A 13,044-nucleotide genomic window follows, 5' to 3' on the forward strand; every position below is an offset into this window, starting at 1 on the left:
CACACTTCCGGTTTAACCGGAAAAATTATCTTTTGAGCGGCCCGCTGCAGTGTTTCATATTGGTAGAAACAAGCAACGGAAATCAGTTGATTCCAAAGGGAATGCGTATACTGAAACTGATATTCCGTCCCATATTGTCGTATCCCAAATCTTTTAGCGTTGATAAATGATCCACATAGGCCCGGTTCAACAGATTGTTTCCCCGAACTGACAAAGCAATCATCTGGTTGGCCCATTTGATTTCAGTTCCCACTCCTGCGTGTAAGAGGAAATAGCCATCCGTTGGCGTTTCGAACAAGGCCGGATGCTTCTGTTCTGCAGCCAACAAACTTCCGACACAGAAAAAAGCCTGATGCAAAACGCCAAGTTGGTGTTTCTGAAATCGTAATTCGGTCCTCAGTTTATTTTGCGGAATAAAGGGGAGATACCCGCCACTATTCTGTTTCCCGATGACCATTGAATAGTTGGTATTGATAGCCAACCAGTGAACAGGCAAAACATCTACCGCCACCTCTCCTCCGTATAAATGGGTATCGGACTGGGTGTACCGGTAAATTTTAAATCCCTCGGTAGTGGTAGCATCGGTAGGTGCAATGAAAATATACCGGTTGATATGATTGCTGAATCCTGAAACATCGAACATAAAACCTGGTGTATGCCAATGGAAGCTCATATCCATTTCGTAGCTGCGCTGGGACTTCAAATCAGTATTTCCCTGCTCATACCGTACACCATGTAACCCATTTTCCGTCAGCTCAGCAATATTCGGTGTACGGTACGCCGATGCTACATTAGCTCTTAACAGTACTTTTCCTGAGAAATCATACGTCGCTCCAAATGATGCACTCACATTTCCATAATTGTTTTTTACCGCATCTTTGTTTTGCTCAGCTTCCGTTGAAATATGCCGATAATCGTATCGCAGCCCCGTTTGCAATTTCAGTTTGTCAAAAAATGTTGACTGAGCCAGTCCAAAAAAGGAGAAGTCATTCACATCAGCATCCGGCAACACATGATTGGGGGCCTCATGATTTCGGTTCGTTTTGTTGGCTCCCTGAATTCCCAGAATATATTCCGATGTCGACATTGTTGGGAAATAGGTCTTCACTTCGTAGGAAAAGGTGCTCAGGTCCATATCGACCATTTCAAAAACAGGCTTGCCGTTATCCGTTTGCAGTTTCCGGTTGTTCATTTGATAAGCTGCATTTACATCAACCTTATATTTTTTGATAAACAACGTATTCCGGGATGAAAAAAGGTGATTGGTTAAATCCTGGTACCAGTATTTGTTTTCCCTTCCGTTTTCATGAATAAGCGGAATCACATCACCAACAGTCATCCCGATTTTTGGACGATTGAGGTCATAATATAAACGAAAAAGTCCCAGGGAATTGTTCCATCCGGCAGTCGCTTTCACACTGTATTCGTTAAAACGTGAATTGGGGACATATTGATTGTTTCCATCCCGGTAGTCGGCATGACTTTTCAAACCTCCCCGAAGTCCCCAATAGAAGTGGTCTGTGCTTCCCTTCAATCCCAAATTACTGACAACGCCCCGGGTATTAGAGTGATACTGTATATGATAATCTCCCACAATTTTGCCAACCGGAGCCGGTTTTTCCTTCACCACGTTGATAACTCCGCCTACCGCATCGGAACCATATAGTAACGAGGCTGGTCCTTTGATGATTTCAACCCGATCGGTTCCGAATTCATCGACCAGGAAGGGATGATTTTCCGAAAACTGGAAGTTCTCCATTTTTACGCCGTTGTTCAACATCAGGACATTGGTCATCGATAATCCACGAATGACCGGCTTAGCAACTCCCGGCCCTTTCGAAATCAAATCGACCCCGGGCATCCGGGCCAGAGCATCCATAAACGAAGGAGTCCCGGCTTGCTCAATATCACGGCTTTTCAGCAGATCAATTTTCATGGCGTTTTGATGCTGCGTTGAATAAGTCCCGCCCGAAACCACTACCTCCTCAGTTGTAATAAATGCCGGCTGCATTTCCACCAAAAGGTTGTTTTTTTCATGCTCGTCAGAAACCAATTTTGAGATGGTTTTATACCCGACATGCGAAAACTGAACCAGTACTTTCCCTCCTGAAATGTTTTTAATCTCGAATTTTCCTGCACCATCTGTTTGCATGCCTTTGTGGTACTCTGGCAGGTATACATTTACATAAGGCATGGGTTGCTGACTGGCTGCATCAGTGACTTTCCCGCTAATTTCATTCTGGGCTAATCCAATCCCGATCACAGTAAAAAGCAAAACAGAAGCAAGCCAAATCATTCGCATAAATGGAACAGGTGAGTTCATATTTAGTGTATTAGTTTATTTCGCTACAATTAGTCTGGTTATTTTCCGAATGTTGAAAAACGCGCAACAGACACATTAAAATTCAATCCCTCTCCGACCTATTAGCCCCTGTCTATAGTAGTGTTTCACTTCTTTCATTTCAGTCACCAAATCGGCTATAGTTATCAGATCAGGCGTGGCGTATCTTCCGGTCACAACCACTTCGGTATGTTTCTCACGAGATTGAATAGCCCTAATTAGTTCTTCCGAAGAAAACAGGTTAAAATGAACAGCAATGCAAGCCTCATCCAGAATAACCAAATCATAATCTCCGGAAGACAAGACCGTGGTCACTTCTTCCAATCCTTGCCGGGCTGCATTGATATCTTCCTCCGAAGCTTCTTCGACAATAAAGCATTTCAGACCATACTGCCTGACTGAAATTTCAGGAAGAGAACGAGCAATTGCCTCATGCTCTGAATAAGTACAACCTTTCACAAACTGAGCAAAGAAAACTTTCTTTCCCGCACCGGCAGCTCGAACAGCCAGGCCAATTGCAGCCGTGGTCTTTCCTTTTCCGTTACCTGTGTAAACCTGAACATATCCTTTCATTATATAGGCCTGTATTGTCGATAGTAAAATATCTTTCCCTTGTATTTAACCTTGTCGATTAGACGCATATGCAGTAGGGAACTTATCACCGAAGTATCGGACTTATCGTTCCAAAGAAGCTCCTCCATGGTATCCTCGCGCAATGGATGAACAGCCGTGATATTGAGAATGTCATCAAATGCGTTTCCGGTATAACCGGTATGTTTACCTTCAAAACCGGTTAATAGCTCAGTGTTCAATCCTTCGTTGTTGAAGAACTGCCAGGCCATAATCAGTTGTTTCGCGATGGGAGCGTCAGCTCTGTTGTCTGCCGGAGGTCGGGTAGGAATTGATAAGTAAGATTTATCGGGATGAAATTCTTTAACCAACCGGGCTAACCGTTCTAAATGACCTGCTGCGTCATTATAGTCCCGAACTAACATTGATTCCGTGCATAATATTCCGGTAAACTCATCGGCAAATGAATGAAGTCCGGATAAATAGGCTTCAAATGTCAAACCCGCTACCGGGCGATTTAGCTTTTTCCAGTTCTCTTCGTCCGCAGCATCAACTTTTACCGAAACCCAGTCGGCCAGTGACAACGAATCCCTGACATCTTTCTTTGTCAATAAAGATCCATTGCTAATGATGGCTATTGGAATACCCAGTTTTTTCAATTGCTCAATGGCTTTGCCCAGATGAATGTCAAGGGTTGGCTCACCATTAGCAACAAAGGTTAAATAATCAGGATAGTCATCTGGTTTCAATCGTCTAAGATGTTGTTGTACCTCCTGATAGATAACTTCCGGACGATAAAAGGCCTCTCGTTCCTTCGTATGCCGTTTGGTTTTGCCTACCTGGCAGTATACGCAGTTGTATGAGCATGCCTTTGGAGAGACAATATTATTTACTCCCAGGCTTTTGCCCAACCTCCGCGATGGTATGGGACCAAAACTTATCATTTGACAATTAATTTATTGTTCTTCCTGAAGTCGGTTTTTATCATATTTCCCGGGCATCTTCAAAATCCCCAGGTTGATTTGATACAACCCGAAATGATTGACAGTTTTTCGCTTTTCTTCCTTTAACCAGTAAATGTGCTTTAAAAGAACCTCAGTCACTTCGCCTATACATGTGGCAGATATAATCACCGGAATAAAATGCTCACGAACCATGTGAAGATTGCGGCCAAATTCCCTCGCAACCAACACATCGACATCCAGCTCGTTCAAAAAGCTGATGATTGCTCTTCCTTTCCGGGGAGAACCGTGCAGAAACTCTTCGCCGGACTGAATGAATGGATTCTGACGTTCATCGATCATACTCAACTCATCATCCCGGTGTTCATAAATCAGGAAACGTTCAGCTTCGCCAAAATGCTTCTTTTCAAAAGCATGCCCCTGATTAACCGCAAAAGCGAAGCGCAAAGATTCTTTCATAAGCATATGATTTAAGATAATGGCATGAAATAATTGATATCTATATCCACGACATAATTCTTATGCCGGTACTTCCTTTTCCTGATCGATTTTTTGCGCCAACTCTTCAAATGCTTTTATCAGAATTGCATTTCCGGAGTTAAAGAAGTTCTTACCTTGATCACTCAACTCACAAACATCAGCCATCAACGGTATCTGCGAAAGCAATGGAACGCCATATTCCCGGGCAAGTTGTTCGCCTCCTCCTTTCCCAAACAGGTAATACTTTTCATCGGGATGTTTTTCCGGTACAAACCAGGCCATATTCTCCACAATGCCAATTACTGGAATATCAACGCCGTTGGCAACAAACATATGCGCAGCTTTTCGTCCGTCAGCAATGGCCATTTGTTGCGGCGTAACAACAATAATTGATTTTGCCCGTGGAAATTTCTGTGAAAGCGTAATGGAAATATCACCGGTTCCGGGCGGCATATCAATCACCAAATAGTCCAGCTTTCCCCAACGGGTATTTTCAATCAGCTGGGTAAGGGCACTGGTTGCTAAAGGGCCGCGCCAGATGACCGCATCTTCCTTTTGCATGAGAAAACCAAGCGACATCACTTTGATACCGAACCTCTCAATGGGCTCCATCAGCTCTTTCCCGTTATCTTTCCATACCCGGGGACGGGCATCTTCAAGGCCTAAGGCCATCGGAACAGAAGGTCCGTACAGATCGGCATCCAAAATTCCTGTAGCATAGCCTTCGCGCATGAAAGCCACAGCCAGATTAACCGCTACAGTTGATTTCCCTACACCGCCTTTTCCTGAAGCTACCAGAATAATATTTTCCACTTCCGGTAAAATCTTCGTTTGTATTTCCTTTATTTCCATGAGTTCATTTCTATATCTGAGTTGATTACCTAATAATTCTGTCAGTTGTGATGAATGAAACTTTTGCCAGATGTAAGAGATTCTTCCTTAGTAATCTGTCGCCATACTTCCCGCAATTGCTTCGTTATGGTTGAATCGGGAGCAAACTCGATAACCGACTTGCCTTCAATCATTGCCTTGACAACCGTATCATCGAACGGTATTCGGGCCAGCAACGGTATTTGTTTGTTTTCCAGGAATATTTCAACCTGTTTGGTTACCTCCAGATTCAGGTCATGTTTGTTTATCAGCGCTGCCATGGGCACCCGAAAAGAATTAACTAATTCCACTAGTCTCTGCAAATCGTGCAATCCGGATTGGGTCGGTTCAATCACCAGCAAGACCTGATCGGTTCCGGAGACAGCCGCAATGGCAGAGCAGCCAATTCCGGGCGGACCATCATTCAGGATATGACAAGCCTTTTTATCGTCTGCTAATTCAAGGGCCTTGTTCCGGACCAACGTAACCAGTTTCCCTGAATTCTCTTCTCCCGGCCCCATTCGCGCGTGAACCATCGGGCCAAAACGCGTATCGGAAATGTACCACTCGTTATTCCTGCTACGGGTGGATGTAATCGCTCCAGTCGGACAAGTCCGTTCGCACAACCGGCATCCTTCACATTGGTATGGATTGATCTCGTAATGACCATGAAGAAAATGAATGGCATTGAACCGGCAGTTCGACTGGCAAATTCCGCAACCATCGCACTTATCTGCATCAATCGATGCAACCCAGGCACCCTCGAAAATATGCCGCTCCTTAATTTCGGGCTGCAATATCAGGTGTAAATCAGCCGCATCCACATCATTATCGCAAAAAACAGCTTCGGCAGCAATAGATGAGAGTGCAGCCGTAATGCTGGTTTTTCCGGTTCCTCCTTTTCCGCTTAAAATCGTAATCTCCTTCATAATTCAGCCAAATGATGTCCTACCTTCCCGGTGATTTGTTGATATACAGTTTCAAACTCTTCCGGAACATTTTCAAAAAGATTCCCTGCGGCATACTCTGCTGCATATTCCCTGCTAAAAGGTATTTCTCCCAGAATTTCAATTTCTTTTTCGGAAAGAAATTTGTGTGTTTCATGATTCCCCAAGCCACTCTTGTTGATTACGACGCCATAGGGTTTCTCCAATTCGTCAAGCAATTCCACTGTAAGCTTCAGGTCATGCAAGCCAAAGGGTGTGGGCTCCGTCACCAGAATCACATAATCGGCATCAGCCACTGTTTCCACTACCGGGCAACTGGTTCCGGGCGGAGCATCATAAATAAGAAGTGAACCCTGTTCGGGAAATTCATTCTTCAGCTCTTTTATCAGCATAGTCTGCATGGACGAACCAATTTTTAAACGTCCTTCCAACAAACCTTGTCCGTAACCAATGTTGTATTTTGTTATTTGCCCGATTGATTCCGGTTTCTCAGTTATGGCATCCGACGGACAGGCAACAGAACAAGCACCGCAACTATGACACAAATCGGAATTAACCTGCGCGAGTTTAACGGATGGAATGATGACTATGGCATTGAATTCACAATACGTCACACATTTCCGGCAAAACTGACATTTCTCGCTGTCGATAACCGGAATCAACTGATTGACCGGTTTTTTTTCTATCATTATTTTCTCCGGAAAGAAAAGTGCATCATTGGGTTCCTCTACGTCACAGTCGTATAACACAACATCTTCTCCATCCATGGAAAAACGTCTGTACAGGTTCAGTGATACCGTTGTTTTTCCGGTACCTCCCTTTCCACTGGCTACCGCTATCTTTTTCACAAACTCTGATTTGTTAAAACGACATTGTTAACAGATAATCGCGCACTTTCCAGTAACGCGATTATCGTCATTTACAACTATGAACATTAGAATCGACCTCTGCCGCGGCCTATGCCACGGCCCAGACCTCTTCCTCTGCCTCCGCGCCCTCTACCCAATCCACGTCCGAATCGGGTATTGTCGCTTTCATCGGGGCTTTCCCCTTTTTCAGGATCACATTTTCCAAATCCTCTACCGGTGCGGGAACCTTTTCCCAACGGTCCGGTTCTGTCAAATCCAGGCATATTTACCTCCCTATTTTTGGTATAAATCCACTTTTTAATCGTTGTCCACGACCTTTGCCTCCGCCACTCTTTCGGCGTTTGCCAAGGCCGGTACCGAGTTTATTTTTACCGGTAAAATCTTCCGGTTCTTTGCAACGGCCCAGTTTCCGTCCGGTCTTTGGACCTTTCCCTTCCGGGCCTGTCCCGTTTAATCGTGGCATGTCATTTAGTTTTTAGTTGTCGAATTATTTGTTCAATCGTCTGGCCGGTATCGGTCAGAGAAATCATCTCGACGTCAAATTTTTCAAGTACATCCTTAGCTTTAGGACCGATGTCTCCGCTAACAATTCTTTCTATTCCCAATTCGAGCATCTTTCCGGCAGCATTCGTTCCGGCTCCACCATGGGCATTCGCTTGCTCATTCGGGATAAAGGATATGCTTTCTGAATTCTCGTCATAGATGCAGTAATAGGCTGCCCGCCCAAATCGTTTTTCAAACAGAGCGGTGAGTTCGCTACCTTTAGAAGTTATAATTGTCTTCATACAATGCTTTTTTCGATTTATAGTTTATAGTTCATGGCATAGAGTCTCGTATTTCTCAACCCCGATAATTTTTTGCTGATAACGCTTGCCATACATCACAACCGGGTCGTCAATGCCAACTTTCAGCAGATTAGCAATCACCTGACATCTCGTTGAGAACAGGAAGAAAGTCTCTTTATCTGTTTCGTTATGCAGTTTCCAGAAGTTGGAAGGGCCCTTGGAAATAATGACATCCGCTTCCCGATAAATTCGTCCGAACGTGCTGTTCCCGGATAAATCACTGAATGATGTAAGTTCTTGCGGAATACCTTTTATTTGAGCCACACGTTCAATTCCCGCGTCCCGGGCATCATCAACTGTGGCCTCATCGAGAACTCCTTTTTCCCTGACACCGTAGTAAACCTTCGGATGCTGCAATTGCTCCAGCAATAATTTATCGGTTACTATTTCGCCCGCTTTATCGCCTATAAACAATACGGCATTGGCTTTTCTGACCCGGTCAAATAACTTCCCTGAATCATCAATAACAGGTCGCAAACGAGCAGCAGACACCAAAGACAATTCCAGGTTCTCCAGTGCTCCCTGATGATTCATGACATAATTACCAGCTAATGTGTACAGCAGCGCTCTTTGTATCGGGTTAATCGATTTCGAAATATCATTCCGAATCGTCTCTTCCAGCAGTAGAAATTGATCATTGCAATGCTTCGAGTCGTCTCTGATTGCCTTTTTCAACCGACATCGCCTTTCAAGCAAGTCATTCAGAAAGGAAGGTAATGCCGGTGCCGTTTTTAGCTCATTTTCAGCACTCGCCATAAAGCGTATGATATCCAGTGTAACTTCATCTGCACGCTCACTATCCGGGCAATGTCTCTGAAGGAACTGTTCTGTCTGCTTTACAATACATGTGACGCATTCCGGGAACATAACTTATTCTATTAGGAAAGGCTTTTCATCAAAACATGTTTATTAACTACGTCCTGAATGAAAACCTTTTGTTCATGAAACAAAGGTATGAAACTAAATGAACAAATGTTCATTTAGTTTCGCGAATTCGATTAATATATCTTGTTTGCAGACATATTTCAACTGAAATAGCTCAGATATGCTTCAATGGTATTTTGAAATGTAAAAGGAAAACTGGTGGGTGGAGTAAGCAGATAAACCGAACATTCACTGCCCATATCACTTAATATGGGCAATCAGTAAAACGAATCATGTCAGGGTTGCATTCCTACTTATTTGTCTTCCGAATCCTGATTGTCGACGAACTTCTTGAGGTAAAGTTGATGATGGTAAGAACCTTCTTTCAACATAATTCGCCCGCATTGCGGACATTTTATTTCACGGCAGGGTATTCCCTTTTTATGCTCCAGGCGCAAATCACATTTGACACAAATGCAGTAGCCGTTATATTCTTCAGTTTGGTTATTCATTGGTTAATCAGGGTTTAACGAAATAATATTATCAGAATGGCATCTCCGACAATTGTTTATGGGCTTCAGTGTAATCATCACCTCCTTGCAATTGTTACAGCGAAACCAATAATCATCAGTGGAATAGCTACCTCCTTGAATCAGAATGGCTTTTCCTTCGACAAAGGCAGCCGCAATTGTCTTTCGTGCCCGATCGTATATGCGGGTGAAGGTCGGACGGGAAATCTGCATTCGTTCAGCTGCTTCTTCCTGTATTAAATTTTCATAATCGACGAGCCTGATGGCTTCATATTCTTCGACAAGCAAAATGCTCGGTTCCAAATTCTTTAGCGGCACTCCAAAAGGTTTGAATCCTTCCATTACTGGCGGCATCGTTACTCGTCGACTTCTTTTTCGATTCGGCATAAAGTTGGATTTTCAATACAAAAATACAAAACTTTATGAACATTTGTTCTTAATTTATTCATCAAATCGAAATCTGAATGGAGAATACCTCAGTTTTCCACACAACATTGGCCCGATTCCGGCTCTTCTCAAGCAGGCCGGAGCTTCACACCAATGCATCAGAACTCAACTAATTATTTTCTTTCTGAAATTTTCCTACAGGAACTTTTTCCCTTTTTCCTCCTGCAAAAGTGATGGCATCAGTCGGACATACATTGATGCAGGTTGCACACGAAAAGCAATCAGGTATCACCTTATCCTGTTTTAGTATGGTATTCATTACAGTCGAAGGACAGGCCTTTGAACATGCATCACAGTCAATACATTTGCTATAATTCACCTTTATCTTCACGAAACTGAACCTTTCGAATAACCAACCGACCAAACCAAACGGACAAAAGAAATGACACCACGGGCGATATACAAACACTGATGCCACCAATATTAAGCCAATAAATATCCATCCAACTATACTAACCACCTGCGGATAAAATATCTTGAAAGGATCGATATATTCAACGATATCAAAAGTCCAGGCGAAAGCAATGACAGTAAACAGTATAAAGAACCCAATCCGAATTCCATTACTTACCGCAAACGGTATTTTATACTGACGTATCAGACCCTTTGTATCCTTTTTGTTTCGATTCAACCGGAAAATGAAATCCTGCAATGCCCCCAACTGACATCCCCAGGCACAGATAAATTTATTGAAAACAACAACCATCAATAGAAATACAAGCAGCGCTACAAAACGAGGGATAAACAATACGTAGTGAATCGCATACATCGTTACAGCATCCTTGACCGTACCCATTGGACTGGGATCCGAGCCCAGGATAACGCCGAAAACGACTAATGAAATAAGGTATACCCACTTACGATTTTTTGCCGAAACTTTGTCCTTCCTGATTAAATAATACATGAATGAAAGGAACAGAAACCATAGTATGAACTTTAGACCAATCTTCATCCAGTTTTTCGAGAGCGATTCAGCATAAATGGCGTAGGTCTCATTTACTTCTTTCAACAGCTCTTCTTTCGTAACAGGGAAGTTTTTCAATGACTGCTCCAATTGTTTGGGATTCTTCAGATGAAACACACGCATGACAACCTTATCAGGCAACTTATTGGCATCTGCAAATTCCTTAAGCGACATCTCCTGATTATATTGCAACTCGATTAATGTTTCTGCCTCAACCTTTTTCCCTTCCCACATACTCACTGATATGAGAGAGAAAGCCACAACAAAAGCTACCACCATGAGTAGCATTCCCAGGGTCATCCAATATCGCCGATTCATCATCTGTTTTTTTATTTCCAATATAACGAAAAGAAAATTTACCAAACGATACCCCCGGGCAATCTACATTTTTTAAAGTAAGATTATTACAGTTAACTCTTATAACTAGTAAAAATTAGCCCTCGAAGAAATCCACAAAAAACTCATTTACTTCACATTGATACATTACATCCAATTCAAAAAACAACTCGTCAGTTTATAACAAAGGTCAAACATCTAAATATTTCTATAATTTCGCCTCCAATAACGGACGCATAAATATTTCATAGCTTAACATAAACATTTCTTCCTCTCCAAAACTTATCCCAGACCACTGAATAACAAAAACATCAATTGCATTCAAAAACTTGAAATAAAAGAATATTTGAAAAGGTAAATTTATGAAAGAAAAATTACAGTATTTCCCGATCACAACGTATGCCATTGTGATGGGGCTATCGGGACTAACCATTGTGTTTGGTAAGTTCTACCATATGCAGTGGCTACCACGAATTTTCTATGATTTGTTTCTTTTTCTGACGTTGGGACTGTTTCTATTCATTTCAGTCATGTACGGTTTGAAAGCGATGAACCACTTTGAAGAGGTAGTAAAAGATTTCAACCATCGCATTCGGATTAACTTCTTTTCAGCCATATCCATTTCCTTTTTGCTGTTATCGGTGGCTTTTATGACTTACTGGCCTTTCCTATCGATGGCGTTTTGGTGGGTCGGACTCATTCTGCACACCATCCTGATGTTGTACACCATTAGTTTCTGGATACGGCATAACTTCGAAATTCACTTTATGAATCCGGCCTGGTTCATCCCCGTAGTGGGTAACATCATTATTCCCGTGGCCGGCGTCGATTACTTACCCAAGGCATTCTCGTTCTTTTACTTCTCGGTTGGCTTCTTTTTCTGGATTATACTCTTTGCCATTTTTCTGAACCGGGCGATTTTTCACCATCAGTTGCCGCAAAAATTCATCCCCACTTTATTCATATTGATAGCTCCGCCCGCTGTAGGCTTCATCGCTTACATACGTATAGCACAAAGTTGGGATACCTTTGCTGTATTCATGTTGTTCATGGCATACTTTTTTGTGGCGTTGCTGATTTTCCTCTACCGAAGTTTCGCGAAACTTACATTTTTCCTTTCCTGGTGGGCATTTACCTTTCCTCTGATGGCGGTAACACTGGCATCAATTGTAGCGTTTCAGATTTCGCACCAACCATTTTACAGAGGCGTTTCATTTATTCTTTTGGTGGTCGATATTTTCACAGTAGTTTTTGTTACCGGGCATACAATTGGAAAAATACGCGAGGGCGAAATCTGTGTCAATGAAGATTAATAATGAATAATATCAGATAAACATAACATACATGAAAACGAAAATAGTAATAATTGTTTCTCTCCTCTTTGGGTTCCTTGGAGGAATTATTTTCACCGGTATTGCCATCAGTATTTCTTCCGGCGAAATGATGGTAAAAGAATTTAAAAGTCCCTACGATTTTGATAAAACCGTTGACGTAATGGTCAACCGGATTAATGGAGAAAAAGGCTGGCATGTTACGGAAGTAATCGATCAAAACAAGGAAGTATCCAACAACGGCGGATTTCCGATTGGTAAATTCAAAATTATCAAATATTGCAACGGAGCTTATTCTGCCGAAATGCTGAAAGCTGACGACCGTAAAAAGCTGGGAAACATGATGCCCAAATCGTTTGCGGTTTATGAAAAATCAGACGGTCATGTTTTTGTGTCAACAATGAATGGTGCCGTCATGGGCAAACTATTTGGTGGTGAGACCGAGAGAATCATCGAACAGGTTTCCCTTGAAGTTGAAAATATGATGCGCTTCATCAATCTGAAATACACCTTGTTTTGAAAATGGCAACTGAGTCAACTAATATTGTCGTTTGACAGTTTTGGAATGAAAACAATTGGTGAGGGTATGCTTTAATTACTCAATGAAAATCAGCGAAGAAAATATGTCTATCTGTGCGCCATCCAATTGGTGTAATTCAAGTGGGACAGCACTTTTCGCTGATTCTTC

Annotated in this window: 16 protein-coding genes; 2 read left to right on the top strand and 14 right to left on the bottom strand. The window is 42.5% G+C overall.

From position 1 onward, the window contains the following. Window positions 1–82 precede the first annotated feature (82 nt). From T426_RS0119305 to T426_RS0119370, 14 genes are all read right to left on the bottom strand, one after another. On the bottom strand, window positions 83–2,323 hold the full coding sequence (locus T426_RS0119305; RefSeq protein WP_036984672.1) for a TonB-dependent receptor: 2,241 nt from the start codon (window positions 2,321–2,323) through the stop codon (window positions 83–85). Window positions 2,324–2,398: 75 nt separating this feature from the next. After that, window positions 2,399–2,914, bottom strand: coding sequence for a cob(I)yrinic acid a,c-diamide adenosyltransferase (gene cobO / locus T426_RS0119310; RefSeq protein WP_027586150.1), 516 nt, complete (start codon window positions 2,912–2,914; stop codon window positions 2,399–2,401). Beyond that, window positions 2,914–3,855 carry a radical SAM protein gene (locus T426_RS0119315; protein ID WP_025865061.1) on the bottom strand — a complete coding sequence of 314 codons (942 nt, stop codon included), beginning with the start codon at window positions 3,853–3,855 and terminating at the stop codon, window positions 2,914–2,916. The genes cobO and T426_RS0119315 overlap by 1 nt, the downstream gene beginning before the upstream one ends. A gap of 12 nt (window positions 3,856–3,867) precedes the next feature. Then, on the bottom strand, window positions 3,868–4,332 hold the full coding sequence (locus T426_RS0119320; protein WP_025865060.1) for a NifB/NifX family molybdenum-iron cluster-binding protein: 465 nt from the start codon (window positions 4,330–4,332) through the stop codon (window positions 3,868–3,870). Between the two features lie 60 nt (window positions 4,333–4,392). After that, complete coding sequence (locus tag T426_RS24375; RefSeq protein ID WP_025865059.1) at window positions 4,393–5,205, bottom strand: Mrp/NBP35 family ATP-binding protein; 813 nt, start codon at window positions 5,203–5,205, stop codon at window positions 4,393–4,395. A gap of 41 nt (window positions 5,206–5,246) precedes the next feature. After that, a complete protein-coding gene (locus T426_RS0119330) occupies window positions 5,247–6,152 on the bottom strand; it encodes a 4Fe-4S binding protein (RefSeq protein ID WP_025865058.1) in 906 nt (301 codons plus the stop codon). Further along, window positions 6,149–7,018 carry an ATP-binding protein gene (locus tag T426_RS24380; RefSeq protein WP_025865057.1) on the bottom strand — a complete coding sequence of 290 codons (870 nt, stop codon included), beginning with the start codon at window positions 7,016–7,018 and terminating at the stop codon, window positions 6,149–6,151. Before T426_RS24380 ends, T426_RS0119330 begins: the two co-directional genes overlap by 4 nt. A gap of 86 nt (window positions 7,019–7,104) precedes the next feature. Beyond that, a complete protein-coding gene (locus tag T426_RS25640) occupies window positions 7,105–7,302 on the bottom strand; it encodes a DUF5320 domain-containing protein (protein WP_081782471.1) in 198 nt (65 codons plus the stop codon). Between the two features lie 2 nt (window positions 7,303–7,304). Then, window positions 7,305–7,502 carry a DUF5320 domain-containing protein gene (locus T426_RS0119345; protein ID WP_027586151.1) on the bottom strand — a complete coding sequence of 66 codons (198 nt, stop codon included), beginning with the start codon at window positions 7,500–7,502 and terminating at the stop codon, window positions 7,305–7,307. 1 nt (window position 7,503) lies between these two features. Beyond that, on the bottom strand, window positions 7,504–7,824 hold the full coding sequence (locus T426_RS0119350; protein WP_025865056.1) for a NifB/NifX family molybdenum-iron cluster-binding protein: 321 nt from the start codon (window positions 7,822–7,824) through the stop codon (window positions 7,504–7,506). Window positions 7,825–7,848: 24 nt separating this feature from the next. Then, entirely contained in the window at window positions 7,849–8,751 is a 903-nt protein-coding gene (locus T426_RS0119355) for an ARMT1-like domain-containing protein (protein ID WP_025865055.1), read from the bottom strand. A 311-nt stretch (window positions 8,752–9,062) separates the two neighbouring features. After that, window positions 9,063–9,260 carry a hypothetical protein gene (locus tag T426_RS0119360; RefSeq protein WP_027586153.1) on the bottom strand — a complete coding sequence of 66 codons (198 nt, stop codon included), beginning with the start codon at window positions 9,258–9,260 and terminating at the stop codon, window positions 9,063–9,065. 3 nt (window positions 9,261–9,263) lie between these two features. Next, window positions 9,264–9,665 carry a DUF134 domain-containing protein gene (locus tag T426_RS0119365; RefSeq protein ID WP_025865054.1) on the bottom strand — a complete coding sequence of 134 codons (402 nt, stop codon included), beginning with the start codon at window positions 9,663–9,665 and terminating at the stop codon, window positions 9,264–9,266. Between the two features lie 169 nt (window positions 9,666–9,834). Beyond that, complete coding sequence (locus T426_RS0119370; RefSeq protein ID WP_025865053.1) at window positions 9,835–11,010, bottom strand: 4Fe-4S binding protein; 1,176 nt, start codon at window positions 11,008–11,010, stop codon at window positions 9,835–9,837. A 377-nt stretch (window positions 11,011–11,387) separates the two neighbouring features. Between T426_RS0119370 and T426_RS0119375 the strand changes: the two genes are divergently transcribed. Next, complete coding sequence (locus T426_RS0119375) at window positions 11,388–12,338, top strand: SLAC1 anion channel family protein (protein WP_025865052.1); 951 nt, start codon at window positions 11,388–11,390, stop codon at window positions 12,336–12,338. Between the two features lie 31 nt (window positions 12,339–12,369). After that, window positions 12,370–12,876: a DUF302 domain-containing protein gene (locus T426_RS0119380; protein WP_025865051.1), complete on the top strand. Its 507-nt coding sequence runs from the start codon at window positions 12,370–12,372 to the stop codon at window positions 12,874–12,876. Window positions 12,877–13,044: the final 168 nt, after the last annotated feature.

This window comes from Prolixibacter bellariivorans ATCC BAA-1284 (assembly GCF_000621705.1).
Lineage (GTDB): Bacteria > Bacteroidota > Bacteroidia > Bacteroidales > Prolixibacteraceae > Prolixibacter > Prolixibacter bellariivorans.